This window comes from Shewanella sp. SM87, from assembly GCF_025653705.1.
Classification (GTDB): Bacteria; Pseudomonadota; Gammaproteobacteria; order Enterobacterales; family Shewanellaceae; genus Shewanella; species Shewanella oncorhynchi.
Genome location: NZ_JAKKSC010000005.1, coordinates 126516 through 149888 on the forward strand (window position 1 = coordinate 126516; position 23373 = coordinate 149888).

At 43.3% G+C, this 23373-nt stretch carries 17 protein-coding genes and 1 pseudogene; 7 read left to right on the plus strand and 11 right to left on the minus strand.

Features of this window, described 5'->3' with window-relative positions:
- The first annotated feature begins 81 nt into the window (after window positions 1-81).
- Both L5M11_RS05840 and corA read left to right on the plus strand, forming a co-directional pair.
- On the plus strand, window positions 82-453 hold the full coding sequence (locus L5M11_RS05840) for a hypothetical protein (protein WP_028759709.1): 372 nt from the start codon (window positions 82-84) through the stop codon (window positions 451-453).
- 127 nt (window positions 454-580) lie between these two features.
- Complete coding sequence (gene corA / locus L5M11_RS05845) at window positions 581-1528, plus strand: magnesium/cobalt transporter CorA (protein ID WP_105252689.1); 948 nt, start codon at window positions 581-583, stop codon at window positions 1526-1528.
- Window positions 1529-1717: 189 nt separating this feature from the next.
- Here corA and L5M11_RS05850 read toward each other — a convergent pair whose 3' ends face one another.
- Window positions 1718-2980 carry an HD-GYP domain-containing protein gene (locus L5M11_RS05850; RefSeq protein ID WP_168825389.1) on the minus strand — a complete coding sequence of 421 codons (1263 nt, stop codon included), beginning with the start codon at window positions 2978-2980 and terminating at the stop codon, window positions 1718-1720.
- Window positions 2981-3098: 118 nt separating this feature from the next.
- Between L5M11_RS05850 and L5M11_RS05855 the strand changes: the two genes are divergently transcribed.
- On the plus strand, window positions 3099-3794 hold the full coding sequence (locus L5M11_RS05855; RefSeq protein ID WP_173244477.1) for a 2OG-Fe(II) oxygenase: 696 nt from the start codon (window positions 3099-3101) through the stop codon (window positions 3792-3794).
- 15 nt (window positions 3795-3809) lie between these two features.
- Here the strand turns inward: L5M11_RS05855 and L5M11_RS05860 are convergent, their stop codons facing one another.
- From L5M11_RS05860 to L5M11_RS05875, 4 genes are all read right to left on the minus strand, one after another.
- The gene (locus L5M11_RS05860) at window positions 3810-5159 is read right to left on the minus strand and encodes a sensor histidine kinase (RefSeq protein WP_028759713.1); all 1350 of its coding nucleotides are present in this window, start codon (window positions 5157-5159) and stop codon (window positions 3810-3812) included.
- Window positions 5150-5824: a response regulator gene (locus tag L5M11_RS05865; RefSeq protein ID WP_219252121.1), complete on the minus strand. Its 675-nt coding sequence runs from the start codon at window positions 5822-5824 to the stop codon at window positions 5150-5152. Before L5M11_RS05865 ends, L5M11_RS05860 begins: the two co-directional genes overlap by 10 nt.
- A gap of 182 nt (window positions 5825-6006) precedes the next feature.
- Window positions 6007-6366, minus strand: a complete 360-nt coding sequence (locus L5M11_RS05870; RefSeq protein ID WP_028759715.1) for a hypothetical protein — start codon at window positions 6364-6366, stop codon at window positions 6007-6009.
- A 171-nt stretch (window positions 6367-6537) separates the two neighbouring features.
- Window positions 6538-7860 carry a dicarboxylate/amino acid:cation symporter gene (locus tag L5M11_RS05875; protein ID WP_173496825.1) on the minus strand — a complete coding sequence of 441 codons (1323 nt, stop codon included), beginning with the start codon at window positions 7858-7860 and terminating at the stop codon, window positions 6538-6540.
- 222 nt (window positions 7861-8082) lie between these two features.
- On the opposite strand from L5M11_RS05875, the gene L5M11_RS05880 reads away from it, so the two are divergent.
- Window positions 8083-10524, plus strand: coding sequence for a hypothetical protein (locus L5M11_RS05880; RefSeq protein ID WP_263191607.1), 2442 nt, complete (start codon window positions 8083-8085; stop codon window positions 10522-10524).
- A gap of 104 nt (window positions 10525-10628) precedes the next feature.
- Here the strand turns inward: L5M11_RS05880 and astB are convergent, their stop codons facing one another.
- Entirely contained in the window at window positions 10629-11963 is a 1335-nt protein-coding gene (gene astB, locus L5M11_RS05885; protein ID WP_131523320.1) for an N-succinylarginine dihydrolase, read from the minus strand.
- Window positions 11964-12293: 330 nt separating this feature from the next.
- Here astB and topA point away from each other — a divergent pair, with 330 nt between their 5' ends.
- On the plus strand, window positions 12294-14936 hold the full coding sequence (topA, locus tag L5M11_RS05890; protein ID WP_105252683.1) for a type I DNA topoisomerase: 2643 nt from the start codon (window positions 12294-12296) through the stop codon (window positions 14934-14936).
- 224 nt (window positions 14937-15160) lie between these two features.
- Here the strand turns inward: topA and zomB are convergent, their stop codons facing one another.
- A complete protein-coding gene (zomB, locus tag L5M11_RS05895) occupies window positions 15161-15940 on the minus strand; it encodes a flagellar motor control protein ZomB (protein ID WP_028759720.1) in 780 nt (259 codons plus the stop codon).
- Window positions 15941-16168: 228 nt separating this feature from the next.
- Between zomB and cysB the strand changes: the two genes are divergently transcribed.
- Window positions 16169-17152: an HTH-type transcriptional regulator CysB gene (cysB, locus tag L5M11_RS05900; RefSeq protein ID WP_028759721.1), complete on the plus strand. Its 984-nt coding sequence runs from the start codon at window positions 16169-16171 to the stop codon at window positions 17150-17152.
- Window positions 17153-17215: 63 nt separating this feature from the next.
- Here cysB and L5M11_RS05905 read toward each other — a convergent pair whose 3' ends face one another.
- The 4 genes and pseudogenes from L5M11_RS05905 to L5M11_RS05920 form a co-directional block, all read right to left on the minus strand.
- Window positions 17216-17878 (minus strand): response regulator transcription factor, encoded by a 663-nt coding sequence (locus tag L5M11_RS05905; protein ID WP_028759722.1) that lies wholly within the window; start codon window positions 17876-17878, stop codon window positions 17216-17218.
- Between the two features lie 220 nt (window positions 17879-18098).
- Window positions 18099-18562: pseudogene (locus L5M11_RS05910) on the minus strand (acyl-CoA thioesterase).
- A gap of 180 nt (window positions 18563-18742) precedes the next feature.
- Complete coding sequence (locus tag L5M11_RS05915; RefSeq protein ID WP_028759724.1) at window positions 18743-19807, minus strand: 3-deoxy-7-phosphoheptulonate synthase; 1065 nt, start codon at window positions 19805-19807, stop codon at window positions 18743-18745.
- Window positions 19808-19989: 182 nt separating this feature from the next.
- Complete coding sequence (locus L5M11_RS05920; protein WP_028759725.1) at window positions 19990-20802, minus strand: pyruvate, water dikinase regulatory protein; 813 nt, start codon at window positions 20800-20802, stop codon at window positions 19990-19992.
- Between the two features lie 124 nt (window positions 20803-20926).
- Between L5M11_RS05920 and ppsA the strand changes: the two genes are divergently transcribed.
- Complete coding sequence (ppsA, locus tag L5M11_RS05925; RefSeq protein WP_028759726.1) at window positions 20927-23296, plus strand: phosphoenolpyruvate synthase; 2370 nt, start codon at window positions 20927-20929, stop codon at window positions 23294-23296.
- The last annotated feature ends 77 nt before the right edge of the window (window positions 23297-23373 follow it).

Sequence of the window (23373 nt, forward strand, 5' to 3'; positions counted from 1 at the left end):
CATTGAAGGGCCAATGCAAGATTGCTGCTGGCTTGATCGATACCATTGAGCACAAGCGGACGTTTATCAGAGGAAAGAGCCATGCTCATTAAAATTTTACTAACAGTCTTAGTTATTGCTGGCGCTTGGTTTTTGCTGGTGAAACGCAAGCGTCAGATTGAACCTCAGGCTGTTAATCTCAGTTCAAAGCGTTTTAGTGAACCGCTGTGGCGCCGATACCTGTTGACGGGTGTGTTTGTGGTGATTGGATTTAGCCTGCTGAGTTACAGTGTTTGGTATTGGCGCGATCAGCATAGAATTGTCACTGTGAGAATTGTGTCACCGAATGCCGACAATAACGGCGAGTATCGTGTGCGAAAAGGGGATATCTCAGACTCGAAAATGGTCACTATCGATGGCATCCATATTCGCTTTTCGACCCAAGAACGGTTGGCAATTATCGAAACCGATTAAGGCATATTTATTTTACTAAATTACCTTGCACGCCTTTTCATTGCCAACTTATGCGGTAAACTAGCGACAATTTTTTAGCCTGCACTTAAGTGGAATCGTTAACTTAAGTTTTTTTTCAGGAGGACAAATGATTACTGCTTATGTCTATGATAATCGTCACCTTACTGTGACAGAGCTCGGCATACTGGACAGTATTCCCGCGTCGACCATTTGGTTAGATCTGTATAAACCCGATGATGAGGAGCGAGAGTGGTTAAGTCATTTTTCTGTTGAAGAAGTGCCTGACGAAGAAGATATCAATGAAATTGAGGCCTCAGCACGTTTTTATCAAAACAGTGACGGCTTGCATATTAATTCGTTATTCCCACAGCGTGTCGGCCAAGATGTGCGCGGCGTTAACGTTTCCTTCAACCTTCGTAGCAATTTTTTACTGACAATTCGTGAAGAAGACGTAGGTCTTATCCGTTTGCTGCGTAACTATTTGCGTTTAGGGCGGTTAGAAGTATCGACACCGCAGGAATTGTTTCTCGAGTTATTTAATCTGAAAGTGGATTATCTATCTGACTTAATTGAAGACGTTTACACTGTACTTGAAAATGTCGGTGAGCAAGTATTTGATAACGACGAACTTGACGATGTATTTAAACTCATCACTCTGCAAGAAGACTCTAATGGTAAAATCCGATTAAGTTTGCTCGATACTCAGCGCTCACTGCGTTATATGCAGCGTTATTATCGTGGCCAGTTATCCGATGAACATTTAAAGGACTTGCGGGAAATGTTGTCGGATATCGAGTCGCTGATGCCCCACAGTCAGTTTATTTTCGATAAGTTAAACTTTCTGCTCGATGCGGCCATGGGGTTCAGTGGTCTGCAGCAGAACAAAATCATTAAAATCTTCTCGGTTGCCGCAGTGGTGTTTCTACCACCGACCTTGATTGCCAGTAGTTATGGGATGAACTTTGCCAGCATGCCTGAGCTTGAGTGGCAATACGGTTACCCTATGGCGATTGTGATGATGTTAGCCAGTGCCGCAGGTACTTACTTCTTCTTTAAACGTAAGCATTGGTTATAAGTCTGGCGCTAGCTGTGTTGATTTCTCGAATTAAAAATAAGGGTCGAATGCAATATTCGACCCTTATTTTTATCACTTTTATTTAATCATGTTCATTCAATGACTTTTATTCAATGAGTGAGACTCGATGACTTTGCTTAAATGAGTGAAGCTCGTTAGACATAATCGTTAAGCCAGTTTCTTAATCAACTACTTACGACTATCGCCGCCAAAGTAGTAACTCACTCGCTCGCGCGGATTTAGATACTCGTGGACTTTTTCAGGAAGCGCCGCAGGTGGTAAGCAGCGCACTATGCTGATCCCTTCAATCTCTAAATCAACGATAGGTGCTTGGTCTTTAGGAACTAACGCATCGTAAACCAATATCTTAGGGCATAGCAGTTTAGTTAAGTTAACCGACATCACCATGGCATATTGACCGCTGGATAATTCCACCACACTGCCTGGGGGATAAATGCCCAGCATCTTGATCATCTTGCCAATATACTCTTGATTTAGCTTAGTTTTGTATTGCTTATACAAATGCCCCAGTGCGGCGTAGGGCATTCTGGCTTTGCCCTGTTGGCTTGGGTAACACAAGGAGTCATATTCGTTCACTACCGCAATCAGCTGCGATACCTTGTCGAGAGCCTCTTCCTTTAGGCCTTTGGGATAACCACTGCCATCGAGAAACTCGTGGTGATTGGTGATTGCAGGTAAGGCTGCTTGGGGAAAATTATCGGCTAATTTGAGCAGTTCAATCCCAAGTAATGGATGCTGTTTGATAAAATTAAGCTCTGGTGCTGACCAAGGTGCCGATTTTTTTAGAATTTGTGGTGGGATTTTTAATTTACCCACGTCGTGGAACAGGGCACTGAGACCGACCGTTTCGATTTCACTTCTATCCCATTCCATTTCTTTGGCGATCAGCATAGAGAGGATCGCAACATTCAAGGAGTGGTAGTAAATGCTTTCATCCTGCTTAGCATCACTCATCAAATGCAGCACTAAGTTATCTGAGTTGAGCAACTGTTCGACTATGGTGTGGACCAAATCTTTGGCGTCATCGACCGCATTTAAGGGGCGATTACGTAGCTTAGAGATGAGGCTGCGCATCATGGCTACTGAGCGGGTAAAATTTTGCTCAGTTTTATTAATGTCACGGCGTAATTTTTTTTGTACTTCGATTTGCTCAGCTTTGTATTGATCCATGTCGTTTTTAAGCACATTGATTTCAGCACTTGGCGGCAATTTGATAGGGTTGACCGCATCAGCATGTATCGGGGCGACGTCGCTGCGTTCTAAATCGACGATGACATGTTCGATGCCCAGATTTTTAATCAACTCGATTTGCGCAGCTTGTTTAATATGAAAGCTACTGAATAAAAAGGGATGATCTTTCCAAGCCACGGGCAAACGCACAAAGTTGCCGACTTGAAGTTGATGGACTGAAACTTTACAGCTTTTTTTCATATTCTTGTTATCGTGAAGCGTAATGTGGGTTATTTTATCTCAATGATGCTGCTTTACAATTACTTAACTAACATGTCAGCATAGTAAGCCTAGAAAGTAGCCACTCCATTGAGGAAGTATGGACTTTATTGAAGTATACCCTAATGCGTTGCCGAATGATTTGTGTGACCGTCTCATTCTGGCATTTGAGCAACATGCTGGCGTTGTTGATGGACAAACGGGCAATGGCGTCGATTTGGAGAAGAAGATCAGCCGCGATTTGACCTTAGATAGTTTCGTCGACCTGCAGCCTATCAGAAACGAACTCTTAGGTTATACCTTAAAGGGCGCAGTAGATTATTTCACAAAGTATTCAATGGCATTAATGGGTGCGGTTGCTGTGTCAGTGAGTGATGAGCAGGGCCAACCTGTAACGCTAACTCCGACTAATTTTGCGACGCTGGGTGCGCCTAGGGCCGATGGCTTAGTGAAGTATTTGTATCGCAGTGGCAGTATTAATATTCAAAAGTATCAGCAAAATAAAGGCGGTTATCCCCATTGGCATTCGGAGCAATTCCCGCAGAATGGCCACAATGAAGCTCTGCATCGCGTCGTGCTCTATATGTTTTATTTAAATGATGTGGAAGAGGGCGGCGAAACCGAATTCTATTATCAACAGCGTAAAATCTCCCCTAAAAAAGGCACTATGGTGATAGCGCCTGCGGGATTTACTCATTCACATCGGGGAAATAAACCTGTGAGTGGTGACAAATATATTGCCACTTCTTGGATCATGTTTAATCGAGCCGAACAGTTATATGCGGTGATTGCCTGATAGTATCCCAGTTTATTACACTGGGATACGGATCCTAAAGAGTGCCCCTTCTAAGCGACTTTCTTCAATTTTTAAGCTGCCACCGTAGCTGTGAACGATTTCATCACAGACAGCTAATCCGATCCCTTGCCCAGGAGACTGAGTATCGGCACGCACGCCACGTTGGATAATCTTCTGTCTTAAGCTTTCTTCAACACCAGGGCCATCATCTTCAACAATGAGTTCAAACTCACCTTGTGAGTTAATTTTAGCCGATACATGCACTTGGCTGATACACAGTCGGAAAGCATTTTCCATAAGGTTGCCACACAGCTCCATTAAGTCACCCTTGTTGCCGGGGAACATCAAGGAAGGGGAGATGTTGGCCGAGAACTGTACTTGTTTTTCTCGATAAATTTTAAACAACATTTGTGCTAATTGATCGACTAAGGGCGCAATAACAGTTTGTTCTTGCTTCAGGCCTTGGCGACCCAACATAGCCCGTTTTAATTGGTATTTGACCAGCTGATCCATCTGGCTGACTTGTTCCATGATCTTTTCGCTCGCCGATTGTTTACTCAAACTGGCGTCATCTGTAATGGCATGCACGGCGGCTAAGCGGGTTTTAAGACTGTGTGCCAAGTCATTCATCGCATTTTGATAGCGCTGTTGTTGGGCACTCGATTGTTGCAACATCTGGTTGAGTGCTTGCGTTACGCCTTCAAGTTCAACAGGATAGCCCTCAGAAAGTGATTTACTCTTCCCTTGGTTAATTGATTGCAGTTCATTTTGCATCCGTACCAAGGGACGCATGCCCCAATAGGCGGCGCTGACCAATAGAATTAAGGCTAAGGCCAATACCATGGCTAAACGAATATAAGTACGTTTACTGAACTTACTGTATTCTTGCTCCAGTTTGGCGGCATCTTTCATGACGAGGAGGTTGTAATGCACACTGGCAATTTCGACCGCGAGCAAATAGACGAAATAACCTCTGTCGTCAGCCATGGTGAGGTAGTAGGGCGGGGAGTCGTTACGGATTTCGTTAAAACGCTCACAGGTATCAAATAAGCCACGATCTACTGCGAGGGATGAGGTCCAAACCTGCTTAAATTTGTCATCGCAACTCGCTATTACATAGCGCTCTTGTTTATTATTTTCTTCTAACCAAGCACTGGTATCGGGGATAAGATCGTGCTCCCGTAATTCGGCGGCGACTTGGGGGATTTCGGCAATGAGTTGGGCAGTTTCTTCGTTATAACTATTTTGCGCATGCAGAATATTAACCATCCATGCGAGACCAAAACCCACTAAGGTAATAATTGATAGTGAGGTGAGAAACATCCGTGTCAGCAGACGTTTCTTGAATTTTAATCTTAATTGCATGGCAGGTTAAATTTATATCCTTGGCCGCGGATGGTCACTATGGGGGTATCGATACCATCGCGGGTCAGTTTTTTACGCAAGCGGCTGACCATAACTTCAATCGTATTGGGATCGCCTTCCTTATCACCATAAATCACATCGAGTAAACGTTGCTTGGCGACAACCTCATGACAATGGCGCATCAAATATTCGAGGATTAAATATTCAAAGGCAGTGACCTCCATGACTTCGTCACCCAGAGTGACTTGTTTGGCGGCGAGATCGAGTTTCAATTCTCCACTGCAAATCACAGGTTTAACAAAACCTGCGCTACGGCGCACTAAGGCATCAAGCCTTGCAACAAGCTCTTCTTTTTGAAAGGGTTTCACTAAATAGTCATCGGCTCCGGCGTTTAGGCCTTCAACTTTATCCTGCCAATTAACTCGTGCCGTGAGAATTAATATCGGTGCTTTAAGACCCGCTTCACGGAGTTGTTGAATTAAGCTAATACCATCTTGATCGGGTAGCCCTAAATCGACAATGGCGACATCGATGGGATAATTAGTGGCTTGATAAAAACCTTCTTTGGCAGTCAGTGCCACTTGAACTTGATTGCCGAGATCGCTTAATTGCACTTTTAAGTGGTGGGATAAAATAGGATCGTCTTCAACAACCAAAATTCTCATAATATAATGCCTTAAAGTGTATGAGCTAAGCTTTAGCAAACTAGTCTACGTAAAATTACACTGATAACCAAATAGAGGATCAGCATATCTTAGTTGAACTTAACCTTTGCTGACCGAGTTGAACTTGTGGTCAAAATAAGTACTAATTTATTGTTGAATAAGACGGTTTTGCTGTTAAAGTGTTAGCGTATCGGGGAATTTCCCCAAGGCGATTTTTGTTTTCTGATCCGCAAAATGCCGTTGCCACACATAATCGCGCCTAAGGTAAATAACATCACCGCCATCATGATAAAAGACAATCTCAACCAAGGCATTTCTTGCGCTAATCGCAGATGTACCGCTTCAATGGTTGTGACGCCCCAGACGGCAAAGACACTTATAAATAATAAAATTTGTAATAAACGAAGTAAGTAAACTGAGTTAAAAAATAAGACCAAAGGCGCAAGTGCAAAAGGAATGGCAAAGTTAATTTGTTCGTAACGTACGAAGTGGGCACTCAATAGCCAGCATGCAATCAGGATCCAAAGACTTCTCCACCACATTTATACCCCTCCCATTAAACGTATTAAAATAGTAAACATAATGTATCTAAAAACAAACTTCCGTACTATTGGTGCGTTCACATTTTGCTAACAATAGACATGTTAACTGTATTGCGTTCAAACAAAAACGCCCAACACTGAAGCTGGGCGTCATTTTGGTCTTTGTGAGGTTTAGTTCGATTTATCTAAATGATGAACTTGCTCATCAAAACTTCTAGCAACTTTACCCGCTTGAGTATTGTTAAACACTTGCTCGTTAAATTCGCCCTCTGATTTAGCAATAATTACAGTTGCTACGCAATCACCAGTGACATTTACAGCAGTACGTACCATGTCGAGTAAGCGATCGACACCGATAATCAGGGCAATCCCTTCCACTGGTAAGCCAACTTGATTTAACACCATGGCCAGCATGATAAGTCCGACACCTGGAACACCCGCGGTACCAATTGATGCTAACGTGGCTGTCACAACAACAACGGCATAATCGGTTAGTGAGAGCTCAATGCCAAAAACCTGCGCAATAAACACAGTGGCAACGCCTTGCATGATTGCTGTGCCATCCATATTAATGGTAGCGCCTAACGGTAGCGTAAAAGCGGCGATTTTATTATCGACACCTAATCTATGTTCAGACGCTTCTATGGTAATGGGTAAAGTGGCATTTGAACTGGCGGTTGAAAAAGCAAACAACTGCACATCGCGCATTTTACGAATAAATATTAAGGGATTGAGGCCTGAGAAAAGTTTTAGAAGTGTAGGGTAAACAACAAACGCATGGATCAGTAATACACCTAAGACCACGAAGAAATATTTAACCACACTACCAAAGGTCTCTAAACCGAGTGTTAATGCAAGTTTTGCCATCAGCGCAAATACACCATAGGGCGCGAGTTGCATGATCAGTGTCACGACACGCATGATGACTTCATTTAAATCTTCAAACAACGCCGCAATACGTTTGCCGCGCTCACCAATATGGGCAATAGCAAAGCCAAAAATCACTGCAAAAATAATAATTTGCAGCATATTACCTTCGCTCAATGCCTGCATTGGATTGGTGGGCACTATGTTTATCAGCACATCAGCAAGACTTGGGGCTTCTTTTGCGACGTACTCCATTTTTTCTGACGCCAGTGAGGCGTTTCCAGGATGTATAAGGACTGCGCTGACAATCGCAATCACTAAGGCAATGGCGGTTGTGAATAAATAGAAGGCGAGGGTTTTCCCCCCTAAGCGGCCTAATTTTGAAGGTTCACTCAGTGAGCAAGTTCCGCAAACTAATGAAATAAAGACTAAAGGAACGACTAACATTTTTAAGCTGGAGATGAAGATAGTACCGATAACATGCAAGAAACCTTCGGTAATATAATCTTTTACTATATCGCTTTCTGGAAAGGCATTGCGGAGAAAGAGGCCTAAAGCAATACCTGTTCCCATACCGATCAGAATTTTACTTGTAAGGCCGAGTTTATTTTTTATAGAAATTGCCATAGAGAGTCCTGTGTGTTTTTTATACATTCTATTTTTTGGCGCTCACAAGACTAGCAAGAAAAGCGCGAAGATGAAATGGCAAATAGCGTTAAAATATTTGTGTTATTTGTGAAATAAAATAAGGTTCTAGTGAGCAAAATTGGTGAAAATTGTGTAGTGTTAGCCTATAAGTAATAAGCATCTCGCTTAAGTATCATCATCAGAGTAACAGGGAGCCTGACAATGAAGTCAGCGTATAAGGTTTTTCTCGCAGGATTGTGTTCGCTTTTATTATCAGCATGTGGTGGTGGAGGCAGTATCTCTGATGATGGTTCCGGTACTCCGCCGACGCCAAGTGTCGTCACTGTCACTCTGAGTATTACTAATACGGATATTTCTGCTTTAGCACCTGCCACAGTATCAGCTAAAGTTGTTGATTCGAAACTCGGTTCCTTGGCTGGTGAATTAGTTACTTTTACTCTGAGTAATTCTAATATTGGGTCTTTTGATCCTAGTACGGCAACGGCATTAACGAATACCGAAGGTGTTGCTACTATTATTTTAAATACAGCAACTATTGCGGGTGCAGGTACTGTCACTGGCAAAGTTGATACTGGGGAGTCTGGGAAAATTGGTTTTGTGATGAAAGGTGATGGCGGTGAAGCGGGTGGAGGTGCACAAGTTAATTTAGCCTTAACTGATATTGCAGGCTTACCTATTCAAACTATTACATCCTTAAATCCAGGTAAGTTAACTGCTACTATCACCGGCATTAATAAACCCACGATAGTGACCTTTGACAATGATATTGGGGACCTTCCTATCAAAACTGCTGTAACAAATAGTCAGGGAAAGGCTAGTGTTGATATTTATGCTGGTAATACGTTAGGTGCAGGAACTATCGTTGCCTCTTTAGCTAGTGGTGAAAAAGGTAATACAGTAGTGGTGGTTGGTGCTACAAATGTAGTCATGGGTAGTGGAAGTCCTTTTGTTGCTGGTAAAGCAAGTGTTAGTTCAAGTGATTTAACTGCAGGTGGCACCGCGACTATTTCTGTCGTTATCCAGGACGATCAAGGTAAGCCTTTTACCCAACCTGTGGATGTTAAGTTTTCATCGGCCTGTTCAACTAAATCATCACCAGAAGCCATAATAAGTTCACCCGTACCCTCTGTGAATGGCGTAGCTACAACGACTTACCTTGCAAAGGGCTGCGTTGGAGATGATCCTATTAATGTTACTGCTAACGCAGGTGGATTAAATCTTTCAGCTACGGGCACTATTAAAGTACTTCCTGCTAACGTGGGAAGCATTATATTTATGTCTGCGACACCGCAAAATATCGCCATTTTAGGTACAGGTGGCTCAGAATCTTCTGAAGTTAAATTTAAGGTACTTGACACAAATAGTAATCCGGTAAGTAACCAGTTAGTTAACTTTAGTTTGAACACTACGACGGGAGGCATAGTGCTTGACCCATCAAGTGCAACGACTAACAATCAAGGCATTGTTCAGACAGTTGTAAGAACAGGGACTGTTGCTACTTCGGTAAGAGTAACAGGCACTATTGCTGGCTCTTCGCCAGTTATTTCAAGTCAATCAAGTCAGCTCATCATCTCGACAGGGATACCCGATCAAGACAGTTTTTCACTTTCTGCAACAGTACTCAATGCTGAAGGTTGGAACGTTGATGGCACCAAAGTGACCGTTACTGCACGCCTAGCCGATGCATTCAATAACCCTGTTCCAGATGGCACAACAGTATCTTTTACCACTGAAGGTGGCTCTATTGAAGATGCTTGTCAGACTGTTAAAGGTACATGTAGTGTTGTTTGGACGAGTCAGTTAACTAGGCCTGAAGGGCAGTCTCTTATTGACGCAACAGGCGCATTAATTCGCAATCCTATTGCGATACTTGCGCCTAATTTAGGTAATTATTATGGCCAGAAATATGGTGGTCGAGCAACTATTACTGCAACTGCGATTGGCGAAGAATCCTTCCCAGATATTAACGGCAATGGCCGCTTTGATTCTTCTGAAGCAACAGCATTTTTAACTCAAAAGGATGTAAGTGGTAAGCCATTTGATTTGGATGATGCTTTCAATGATTATAATGAAGATGGCATTTTTAATCCTCAGCAAGCGGGTGGACAAATTGGTGGGGAATTAGAAGAGTTAATTGATTTTAATTCTAATGGTGTTTTTGATATAAAAGATAGTAAATATAACGGTGTACTCTGCTCTGAGCCTGCACATGCTGCTTGTGCTGATGGTATTACAGATTCAAAATCACTATATGTGAGAGGCAGTTTAGTGATTGTCATGTCAGGAAGTACTGCTTATGCGACTCCGATTGCTGATGTGCTTATCGACGATAGTTACAGCATCAGCAAAGACCAACGTATTGACTTAATAGGTAAAGATGCCGCTACTGTTTATTTCACTATATCTGACTTACATAACCAACAAATGCCTGCTGGTAGTATTGTTAGATTTAAAGCAAGCGCAGGTTCTGTTGCTAGTAGTGCTCAATATATTTGGCCAAGTAGTAACTATAACGCGGGACGTGAGTTTAGTGTGACACTGAAAGGTGAAGAGCAACCTAATGCAGGTACTCTTATTGTTGAGGTTGAAACCCCTAATGGGTCAGTGACTCAGGTTCTATCTATTCCGATTAGAATCAGCTAGTTTTAAGGACCTTATTCAAATAAAAAGAGCATCTAAGGTGCTCTTTTTCTATTGTAGGTCTGTCGAATTTTATAATGATGTAGTTCCAGCGTTAGGAATAATTCCTAACGCTGGAACTGATACACGCTACCTAGTTTCATGATCTGTGTCAGTTCATCTAGAGCTGTTCGAGATTCGATGATTAGCTGAGGGTCTGCAAGATCTTGGGTGGTTAATCTGTCACGGTAATGTTTGTCTACCCAAAGGTTTAAACGAGTAAATAAAGCATCATTCATCAGAGTGTGTTGATTTACCGCTGCGACCTCCACTTCATTCATGGCGACACGTAAACGAAGACAGGCAGGGCCGCCACCGTTTTGCATGCTTTGTTTTACGTCGAAATAAAGCACTTGCTTAATCGGCGTGTTTAATGTGAGTAATTCGTTCAAATAGGCAAATACCGCGGGATTTTCTTGGCAATCTGTTGGGGCAATAATCGCCATTTCACCGGATGGTAACGTAATAATTTGAGTATTGAATAAATAGCTTTTGACTGCGTCGTTAATAGCTACTTTCGCGGTGGGCACTTCAATGAAATACAGCTCAGTGTCGAGTTTACGTTTAATTTCATCGATCTTATTCTGGGTATTTAAGAAGGCTTGTTCGTGGTAGAACAGGACATTTTGATTACCTACTGCGATAACATCGTTATGGAATACACCTTGATCAATTACATCAGGATTCTGTTGGATGAAGACGCAATTATCGTCTTCCAGCTGATGTAAGCGTGCGACGGCCATCGACGCTTCTAAGGTTTGTCTTGCTGGATATTTTTGCGGTTTAGGGGCATTGGGATTAGTGGCTTCTTGTCCATAAACAAACAGCTCAACACCAGCATGGCCGTATTCATTGCAGAGACGAGTGTGGTTTGCGGCACCTTCATCACCGAAGCTATTATGCTCAGGTAAGTGACTATGGTGATGAAAATAGTGGGGATCACTGAAAGTTGCTGTTAATATGCGCCCCGTTGTCAAAGGCTCGATGCTGCGATGCAGTTTATCGACTAAATTTGCTGGGGTAAAATGCAGTTTGCCGTCACGTGTATCTGCACTAGGTGAGACGGTAGCGGCATTGGCTGTCCACATACTGGAAGCACTGCAACAGGCATTAAGTAATATGGGCGCTTCTTTTGCCGCTTGTTTTAATACATTAGCATCAGAGCCGGAAAATCCAATTCGGCGCAATGTATAGAGGTCTGGGCGCTCTTGAGGAGCTAATATTCCTTGAACCATGCCCATATCGGCTAGTGCTTTGGCTTTTTGGAGTCCTTGTTTTGCAGCAGCTTTGGGGTTGGAAACTAAGGCGGCATTGCTAAGTGAGGCGACATTGCCAAAAGACAACCCTGCGTAATTGTGTGTTGGTCCAACGAGTCCATCAAAATTCGCTTCAAAGTGCTTCATTGCTTATCCTTGTGATAGGGAAAGTTATTATTTGTTCATATGGTCCCTGAGGGAACCCAGTATACTGAAGCTTTTCGAGTGCACAAGCGGACGGTTTTGTGCTCAAAGCGACTTTTTCACGATAAATGCATAACTATTTCTTGCTTGCTGGCAAATAATGAAATATTAGTTTTTAATTACGCATATTATATTTTTACATTTTTTCAACTTTGATTAAAAAGTGACTCGCTGGTGCATATAAAAGAGGGATTAACTTGAAACTATCAGTACAACCCTCTATATATGGTGCCAATTTCCACCTTCTTGAGATTTTTTGGCGCAAATTAAACTATGGGTAAATCGCTAGTTATTGTCGAATCACCGGCCAAAGCTAAGACTATTAATAAATATCTTGGCAAAGAATTCATCGTTAAATCGAGCGTAGGTCACATCCGTGATCTGCCGACATCATCGACTTCAGAAGGCAATGAAAAGGTTAAATCCGCTGCCGAAGTAAAGAAGATGTCGCCAGAAGAAAAAGCTCAATATAAAAAGGTGAAAGATCAGCAAGCGCTAGTGTCTCGTATGGGCGTAAACCCTGAAAAGGGCTGGGCGGCTAAGTACCAAATTTTGCCGGGTAAAGAAAAAGTCGTTAAAGAGTTACAGGCACTTGCCGATTCTGCTGACCAAATCTATCTCGCAACCGACTTAGACCGTGAGGGAGAAGCTATCGCCTGGCATTTGCAAGAGGTGATTGGTGGTGATCCTTCACGGTATCAACGTGTTGTTTTCAACGAAATTACTAAGTCTGCGATTCAAGATGCTTTTAGTAAACCGTCGACACTCGACACTAACATGGTTAATGCCCAACAAGCCCGCCGCTTCTTAGATAGAGTTGTCGGTTTTATGGTGTCGCCGCTGCTGTGGAAAAAAGTTGCTCGCGGTTTATCCGCTGGGCGAGTGCAGTCGGTTGCCGTGCGTTTAGTGGTTGAACGCGAAAGCGAAATCAAAGCCTTTGTGCCTGAAGAATTTTGGGATGTACACGCAGAGCTCAATACGCCCGCTCAGGAAGCTTTGCGGATGGAAGTGGTTAAGCATCTAGATGCTGCCTTCAATCCTATCAATGAACAGCAAGCGATGGCTGCGGTTCAAGCGTTATCTGCGGCAAGTTTTACTGTGCTGGCTCGCGAAGATAAAGCGACTCAAAGTAAACCATCGGCTCCTTTTATTACGTCGACACTGCAACAGGCCGCGAGTACACGCTTAGGTTTCGGTGTGAAGAAGACCATGATGATGGCGCAGCGACTTTACGAAGCCGGTCATATCACTTATATGCGTACCGACTCGACCAATTTGAGTCAAGAAGCCGTTGAAAACCTGCGTGATATGATTGCTAAAGAGTTTGGTGATAAATATCTACCCGCTGAACCCATTCGTTATGGTTCTAAGGAAGGCGCACAAGAGGCTCACGAAGCGATTCGTCCATCGAACGTTCAAGTGCAAGCAGCGACCTTATCTGACATGGAACGTGACGCTCAGCGCTTATATGAGCTTATTTGGCGCCAGTTTGTCTCATGTCAAATGACACCTGCACAATATGATGCCACTAAGTTGACCGTGAAAGCGGGTGACTATGAGCTCAAGGCTACTGGACGTACTTTACGTTTTGATGGTTGGACTCGCGTGCAAACAGCACTCAAGAAGAAAAACGAAGAAGACAATACGTTGCCATTTGTGGCACAAGGCGATGTATTAGCATTAAAAGAATTGCAGCCTAAACAACATTTTACTAAGCCTCCAGCACGATACAGCGAAGCTTCTTTAGTAAAAGAATTAGAAAAACGCGGTATTGGCCGCCCATCAACCTACGCAACCATCATTTCAACGATTCAAGATCGTGGTTATGTAAAAGTCGAAAATCGTCGTTTCTATGCCGAAAAAATGGGTGAAATTGTCAGCGAACGATTGGTGAGCAGTTTTGCTGATTTGATGAGCTATGACTTTACCGCCAGCATGGAGCAAACATTAGATGATGTGGCTCGGGGCGAGTTAGACTGGAAAAAAGTACTCGATGGTTTCTATGCTGACTTTACTAAGCAATTAGAAAAAGCGGAGCTGGATCCTGAAGAAGGTGGCATGCGTCTTAACCAAATGGTGATGACGGATATCAAGTGCCCAACTTGTGGTCGTCCTATGGGGATCCGCACTGGAACGACTGGGGTTTTCCTTGGTTGCTCTGGTTATGAATTGCCTCCTAAAGAACGCTGTAAGACGACGATGAACCTCACGCCTGGCGTTGAGGCGATTAGCGAAAACAGTGAAGATGCCGAAACAGATGCACTGCGTGCGAAGCACCGTTGTAGTATTTGTGGCACGGCAATGGACAGTTACCTGATCGATGAGAAGCGTAAGTTACACGTCTGCGGTAACAATCCAATCTGTGAAGGCTATGAAGTCGAAGAAGGCCAATTCAAGATCAAAGGCTATGAAGGTCCACTGATTGAGTGTGATCGCTGTGGTCACGATATGGAACTGAAAAATGGTCGTTTTGGTAAGTATTTCGGTTGTACTAACGAGGAATGTAAAAATACTCGTAAACTGTTGAAAAATGGTGAGGCGGCGCCGCCAAAAGAAGATCCTATTTATTTACCCGAACTGAAATGCAGTAAATCGGATGCCCATTTCGTATTACGTGATGGTGCGGCGGGTATCTTCTTAGCGGCCAGTACTTTCCCTAAATCACGTGAAACCCGTGCGCCTCTGGTTGAGGAACTGGTTCAATACCGTGAGCTGCTATGGCCTAAGTATCAGTATTTAGCGGATGCGCCAGTCACTGATGATGAAGGCAATAAGGCTGCGGTGAAGTTTAGCCGTAAGACGAAAGAGCAATACGTTGCGACTGAAGTCGATGGTAAAGCTACGGGTTGGTCTGCGCATTACGTCAATGGTAAGTGGGTGAGTGAATCTACCAAGAAGGCCAAGAAAGGCGCATAGAGGCGGGTTAAGCTAGCTTAACGCTAAGAGAACAACAAAAAGCCAAGTCAAATATGACTTGGCTTTTTGTTTGCATTTTTTCGATATTAATTTGTTGCTATAGATAATAATTCAAACATGTTGAGTACTTTACACGTACAGATACAAACTGACTCACAATGACGCGATAGAATGGTGGCAAATGTGTCGCTAATTCAACTTAACGGTAAGCAAATAGAGACTGATCACCATTTCTTTTTAGGTTGAAACAGCATATCGATATCATCTTCTTCATTTTTAGGTCTAGGCGCACTGGGCTCAGATTGTTTCTGTGCACCCATAATTTCATCAAGTAATTGTTTAGCCTCATCGACTTTACGCCCAATGAAGGGATCATTAGGCGTTTGTGCCTTAATGGCGTGTAATGTTGATAGGGCTTTGGTTACCATTTGTTTTGATGAGCCATATTGCTTCATAAAGCTGGCCGCGCGGGCACGAGAAAGCATAGAATCGACATTAATTCTGAGTTGTAAACTGTCGATGCGGCTTTCTTCTTGAGCAAAAATGCTCGGATCGACTTTACCTTTATTATGCTCGGCTCTGAGTATCGCCTTTAATTTTTTTAAGGTTTGAACAAGCGCTAAAATTTGCTTGTCATTATCGGGTAGTCTGAAATTCTCAATTGGAGGAGTTTGAGGTTGGCCAGACTGTAAGCTTGTTATTTGATTATTAATATCGGCTAAGCGGCGTTGGTAGTCTGACTGTTGTTGGCCATTACTGATCGCTGTTGCAGATTGCAAGGCATCTTGTACACGCCGATACAAAACCAACACTATATTCGTGCTACAAGGCATCATTCCTGTGTTTGATAACACAGTTTCAGTTTCATCGATAATTGCTCTTTGACGGGCAAATTCAATGCGACGCTCAGCCTCTACACGTTCTTTTTGTTGCTGTAATACGTTAATTCCGATAACAAGCAGTAAAAGCGCACCGATGAGGATCAGAACCAAGGTGAATGACATAGATGTTCCATTATTTATCCAATTGAGCTAATGCTACAATAAATCAATAAACTAGCATAGTTATCTTAGCCTAGGTTATCATTTCTGTCGTATGAATCTGTAGACTTGTGCTCTATATTCCTATTTGCTTTAATTTTTACTATATACTATAACGATTGATTATAGCTGAGAGTGCTTTGAGGGCTCAGTTGTTAATGGCATTTTGCGTGTTTGAGACAAGGAAATAAGATGAAACTGCAACAACTCAGGTATATTGCTGAGGTCGTAAAACATAACCTCAATGTATCGGCGACAGCTGAAAACTTGTATACCTCTCAACCTGGGATCAGTAAACAAGTTCGTATGCTTGAAGATGAGTTGGGGATCCAAATATTTGGTCGTAGCGGTAAGCATTTAACCCATGTCACACCTGCGGGTTTGCAAGTGATCAGCATTGCCAATGATATTTTAGGTAAAGTTGAAAGTATCAAAAAAGTGTCTGAAGAATATACTAAGCCAGATCAAGGTGAGTTAAATATTTCCACAACAGATACTCAGGCACGCTATGCATTACCGACGATAATTCGTCAGTTTATTGATCGCTATCCTAAAGTGAACTTGCATATGCACCAAGGGACACCGTCTCAGATCAGCGAACAGGCTGCTCGCGGTGATGCAGATTTTGCCATTGCGACCGAAGCAATGCATTTATATTCAGATCTGATCATGTTGCCTTGTTACCACTGGAACCGCTCTATCGTTGTACCCAAAGACCATCCTCTTGCGACCCGCAATCAAGGCAGCTTGATTAGTATCGAAGATTTAGCCCGTTTCCCCTTAGTGACCTATGTCTTTGGTTTTGACCGTGCTTCTGAAATTGAGAAAGCGTTCAATCGGGCCAATTTAGAGCCGCGTGTTGTCTTTAGTGCGACCAGTGCCGACGTGCTTAAAACCTATGTTCGTTTAGGATTAGGCGTGGGGGTCATCGCGTCTATGGCCATTGATCCAAATGTTGATAAAGATTTAGTCGCTATTGATGCTGGTCATTTGTTTGCCCACAGTACGACTAAAATTGGTTTTAGGAAGGGCAGTTTCTTGCGCAGTTATATGTATGATTTTATTCAGCACTTTGCGCCGCATTTAACCCGTGATGTGGTGGAGAAAGCCGTAGCATTACGGGATCAACAGCTCATAGATGAAATGTTTGCCGATAAAAATCTGCCAATGCGTTAACTTGGATGATTTACAAACATAAAAATGCCGCTAATAAAAGCGGCATTTTTATGGGTTTAGCGATTAAGATAAATCGACTTTATCCATCTCGAGTTGCGCAAGGGCAATAACTGCTTGAGTGCGGTTGCGAACGCCAAGTTTTCTAAATATGGCAGTCGCGTGCGCCTTGATGGTCGCCTCAGACACGCCAAGATCGTAGGCTATTTGTTTATTTAATAACCCTTCGGCAAACATCTGCAACACTTTATATTGTTGCGGCGTGAGATCGGATAACTTGCTGGCCATTTTATCAATGGCATCGTCATTGATAGCAATAATCTCAGTACCTTTAGGCAACCAAATATCACCGAATAACACCGCACTTAGCGCCTCTTTTAGGGTTTCCATTGAAGCTGATTTAGGGATAAAACCACTGCTGCCATAATGAATCGCACGGCTAATGGTATTGATATCCTCGTGGGCTGAAATCACCACAACGGGTAACTCAGGATAATGTGAGCGTAGGTGGATAAGCGTGGAATAGCCGTGGGACCCGGGCATCTGCAGATCTAACAGTACAAGATCGTAATCGACGCTTCGAACATCCAATACAGATTGCAGTGCGTCAGCACTGTCTGCTTCAAACCACTGTGCATGTTCGAAAGCGCTGGTCAGCGCTTGACGTAGTGCATTTCTGAACAATGGATGATCGTCTGCGATAATAATATTTAAGTTTTCTAGCTTCATGGCTTTTATGATTATGTTCGGTGCGCGTGAAGATTGAACTCAATGTAACAGAAAAGTAATCAAGGATCCTATTGCTTTATTCAGGAATAAGGACAAAATTTTGATATGTTTCTGGTTGTTAGACTTTGGTCGGTGTTTTACAGGGAAAAAGATGGACAGTATCGTTTCAATTAAAAGCCCGAAAGTACGGGCTAACCTATACTTTAAAATCGTCTAAAAACTACCCATATGTCCATACTTTTGTAGGATTTCGTTGTTCGTCAACCGCAACAAAGGTGAACACACCACGTATGGCATGCTCTCGATGGTCTTGATACATGTCTTCGACATAGATGTTGACTTCAACTTTTAATGACGTATTACCTACATGGATCACACGAGCGATGAGTTCTGCTAGTGTGCCAGCTGGGATAGGCTTTTTAAAATCAATTCTATCGGAATCACTGTGACTAAGGTTTTACGGCAGAAACGAGTTGCCGCAATAAAGGCTGTTTCATCCATCCACGCTAAAGCTTCACCACCAAATAACGTATTGTGATGGTTGGTGATTGAGGGAAATACTGCTTTAATCACACGCGCTTCTGAGGATTCAATTCGAGTTTGAATCGCGTCAGGAAAAGGTGTTTCAGCGGCTTCGATTCGTGAGGTATTTTCGGTGTTTGTGGACATGGGGGTAAGCGACATACAGCAACCTAAGGTAATGCAGCAAAATAAGCTCGAATTATAAAGATTTATGGTGGTTAAAGATAGAAAACTACAGGCTTTAACCTGCAGTAGGCATATGACTGAGGATAATGTCATGCTTCCAATAAAAAAACCGAAATGAGATCGGTTTTTTATTGGACGATTTATTTTACTTCAGATTTATTTGGTTAACAGTGCTTTTCTTTCGCGGGAAGCCGCTGCGAGCTTACGTAGCAGAATTTCAGAGTCGTCCCAATGTAAGCAGGCGTCGGTGATACTTTGGCCATAACAGAGTGGCTGGCCTTCAACGACTTTTTGATTACCTTCTTGTAAGAAGCTTTCAGCCATAATACCTGCGATGGCAGTGCTGCCAGCACGCATTTGAGTCATAATTTCATCGGCGACCATCAGCTGTTTGAGATGGTTCTTCTCACTGTTTCCGTGGCTGAAATCGATAACCATACGTTGAGTTACCCCAACAGATGCAAGCTGTTGACGTGCTTCTTCAATATCTTGTGCGTGATAATTAGGTTTTTTGCCACCACGTAGGATGATATGGCCAAACGGGTTGCCGTGGGTGCGATAGACCGCCATAGCGCCATCTTTATCCGGTGAATAGAAAACATGTGGCACTTGTGCGGCACGCACTGCATCAACGGCAATATTGATGTTCCCATCAGTACCATTTTTAAAGCCAACCGGGCAAGACAGTGCTGAAGCCATTTCACGGTGGACTTGGCTTTCCGTGGTGCGGGCACCAATCGCACCCCAAGTGATGAGATCCGCTATGTACTGACCGTTCACCATATCCAAAAATTCGGTGGCGATAGGCAATTTTAATTCAGTGATTTGTTGCAGCAATTCGCGGGCAATGCGTAAACCTTTGTTTGGTTCGAAACTGCCATCGAGATCGGGATCTGAAATTAATCCTTTCCAACCGACAATTGTGCGGGGTTTTTCAAAATAGACGCGCATTAAGATACACAAGTCATCTTTCAATTCTTGGTGTAACGCGGCCAAGCGTTGAGCATAATCTAATGCCGCTTTAGTATCGTGGATTGAACATGGGCCTATGATCACCAATAGACGTTGGTCTTCACCCATAATGATGGCTTCGACTTCACGACGTTGCTGAACCAGATAATCGGCTGCATCTTGAGTTAATGGGAACTCAGATGCCAGTTGCGCAGGTGAGATGACTTTTGCTAATAAGGAAGTGCGTAGTTCGTCTGTTTTTATGGTCATTCAAAATACCGAGCTTGCGTGCGGCGCTTTTCGCCAGATTGCCTCGGATTATAACGAATCGAACCGAGTTGCACAGTGCCAATTGCGTTAATTGTCGGCAACTGTGCAATGAATTTGATTTAAGTTAGTTTCTTTTAGACTAAATTCACTCGGTTTCTTTTGCTGATTTTGGCTTATTAGGCTTAGAACATATGCCGTTCTAGGCCCGTGACATCTAATATTTTAGTGGCAATTTCTTCCACGGAATGATTAGTGGTGTCTATGTAAGGAATGCGTTCTCGTTTAAACAGCATTTCAACTTCTTTGACTTCTAAGCGGCACTGTTTGAGCGATGAGTAGCGGCTATTCTCCATTCGACTCTGACGGATTTCATGTAAACGCACGGGATCAATCGTTAAACCAAACAGTTTTTTCTTATTGCGTTTCAGCGCTTCAGGTAACTTAAGGTTATCCATATCATCTTCGGTGAAAGGGTAGTTTGCCGCTTTTATGCCGAACTGCATTGATAAATACAGGCTCGATGGCGTTTTGCCACAGCGAGAGACCCCAAGTAAAACCAGATCGGCTTGATCCATATGTTTCATGGTCTGGCCATCATCGTTATCCATGGCGAAATTAATGGCATCAATACGCGCTTCATAGCCGTGATTCGCTTTTCCATGGGTTCTATGTACAACTGGAGAGGCAGAAACACCTAAATGTTGTTCGAGTGGGGCCACAAAAGTATTCAAAAAATCATAATCAACCCCTTCACTCGAGTAGATGATGTCGCGGATCTCGGCTTTTACGATGGAATGGAATACTAACGGCCGCTCACCTGTTGTAATAAAACAATCATTAATTTGTCGCTTAACTTGCTCCGCTTTCGTCAATGTTTCGACAAATGGAATCGTAAGTGACTCAAATTCTAATGGAAATTGCGAGAGAACCGCATGACCAAAAACTTCAGCTGTGATCGCTGTCCCGTCGGAGATATAGAATACTTTTGGTGCCATACTGACCTCTTGTAGTAATAAAATTACAAATAAAATTATAGATTTACGCGTGTTCGACAGGAGTGTAAAATGCCGCTGCCCTCGTGTGAAGGGGCCACTGAAATAAACTTGCGGAGATAGAACTGTGCAGCAATACGTACTCTGGTATCAAGAATTAGGCATGGGTGACGTCAACTTGGTTGGCGGTAAAAATGCTTCTCTAGGCGAGATGATCAGCAATCTGGCCAATGCCGGTGTTCAAGTACCTGGCGGATTTGCGACAACTTCCCATGCGTTCAACGAGTTCCTTGAACAAAGCGGAGTTAACCAGAAGATTTATGACATTCTAGCCACACTGGATGTAGATGATGTCAATGCGCTGGCTAAAGTAGGTGCACAGATCAGACAGTGGGTTATCGACACTCCATTTCAACCAGCATTAGAGCAAGCGATTCGTGAAGCTTACGATAAACTTGCCGCTGAAACTAGCGAAGCGTCATTCGCGGTACGTTCTTCTGCAACAGCTGAAGATATGCCAGATGCCTCTTTTGCGGGTCAGCAAGAAACCTTCTTAAACGTAAAAGGATTTGAATCCGTACTGACAGCGATCAAGCATGTGTACGCTTCACTCTTTAATGATCGCGCTATTTCCTACCGTGTGCATCAAGGTTATGAGCACCACGGTGTTGCCTTGTCTGCTGGCGTACAACGCATGGTTCGTTCAGATAAAGCGGCTTCAGGTGTGATGTTCACTATGGACACTGAATCTGGCAATAACGATGTGGTGTTTATCACTTCATCTTTTGGTCTGGGTGAAATGGTTGTTCAAGGCGCGGTAAACCCAGATGAATTTTATGTTCATAAACCTATTTTAGCCTTAGGTCACAAGGCTGTTGTGCGCCGTAATATCGGTAGCAAGCTCATCCAAATGGTGTATTCAGATGATGCTGCTCACGGCAAACAAGTCAAAATTGAAGACGTGACTGCTGACAAACGTCGTCAATTCTCTATCAATGACGCTGAAGTTGAAGAATTAGCCAAACAAGCCATGGTGATCGAAAAGCATTACGGTCGTCCAATGGACATCGAATGGGCAAAAGACGGCAATGATGGCAAATTGTATATCGTTCAAGCGCGTCCAGAAACGGTTCGTAGCCGTGAAGATGTGCAATTGATTGAACGTTATCACTTAAAGAGCCGTGGCGCTGTGATCTGTGAAGGTCGCGCTATCGGTCATAAAGTGGGTACTGGTGTAGCCAAAGTATTAACCTCAATCGCCGATATGGATCAAATCCAACCTGGTGATGTGTTAGTGACAGACATGACAGATCCTGATTGGGAACCTATCATGAAGCGCGCAAGTGCTATCGTCACAAACCGTGGCGGTCGTACCTGTCATGCGGCAATTATCGCCCGCGAATTAGGTGTGCCAGCGGTGGTGGGTTGTGGTGACGTGACTGACCGTATCAAGAATGGTCAAATCGTGACTGTTTCTTGCGCCGAAGGTGACACTGGCTTTATCTACGAAGGTAAACAAGAGTTTGAAGTGATTTCAAACCGTGTTGACTCTCTGCCTGCATTGCCAATGAAAATCATGATGAACGTGGGTAACCCTGATCGTGCATTTGATTTTGCCCGTTTGCCAAACGAAGGTGTGGGTCTAGCGCGTTTAGAATTCATCATCAACCGTATGATTGGTATTCATCCGAAAGCACTGCTCGAATTCAATCAACAGGATGCAGCGCTGCAAACTGAAATCAACGAAATGATTGCTGGTTACGAATCACCTGTTGAGTTCTACATTGCCCGTCTGGTTGAAGGTATTGCGACTATCGGTTCAGCTTTCTATCCGAAGAAAGTGATCGTACGTATGTCAGACTTTAAGTCTAACGAATACGCAAACTTGGTTGGTGGTGACCGATACGAGCCAGAAGAAGAGAACCCAATGCTGGGCTTCCGCGGTGCGAGCCGTTATATCTCTGAATCTTTCCGTGACTGTTTTGCCCTTGAGTGTGAAGCGATCAAACGCGTTCGTAATGACATGGGTCTGAAAAACGTTGAAGTCATGATCCCATTCGTTCGCACAGTGAAAGAAGCTGAGCAAGTGGTCGGCTTGCTCAAAGAGCAAGGTTTAGAACGTGGTAAAGACGGTTTACGTGTCATCATGATGTGTGAAGTGCCTTCAAACGCCCTGTTAGCAGACCAATTCCTTGAGCATTTCGATGGCTTCTCTATCGGCTCAAACGATTTAACTCAGCTGACACTCGGCCTTGACCGTGACTCAGGTATCATTAGCCATTTATTCGATGAGCGTGATGAAGCCGTTAAAATGCTACTCTCATTAGCCATTAAAGCGGCTAAAGCGAAGGGCGCTTACATAGGTATTTGTGGTCAAGGTCCTTCAGATCACGCTGATTTTGCCGCTTGGTTGGTAGAACAAGGCATAGATACAGTGTCATTAAACCCTGATACTGTGATTGATACTTGGTTGTATTTAGCCGAAGCGCACGGTTGATCTAGATAGTAATTTTATAAACTTGTTAAAAAAGCCGCTTTTTAGCGGCTTTTTTTTGTTTATAATGGCGCCATAAC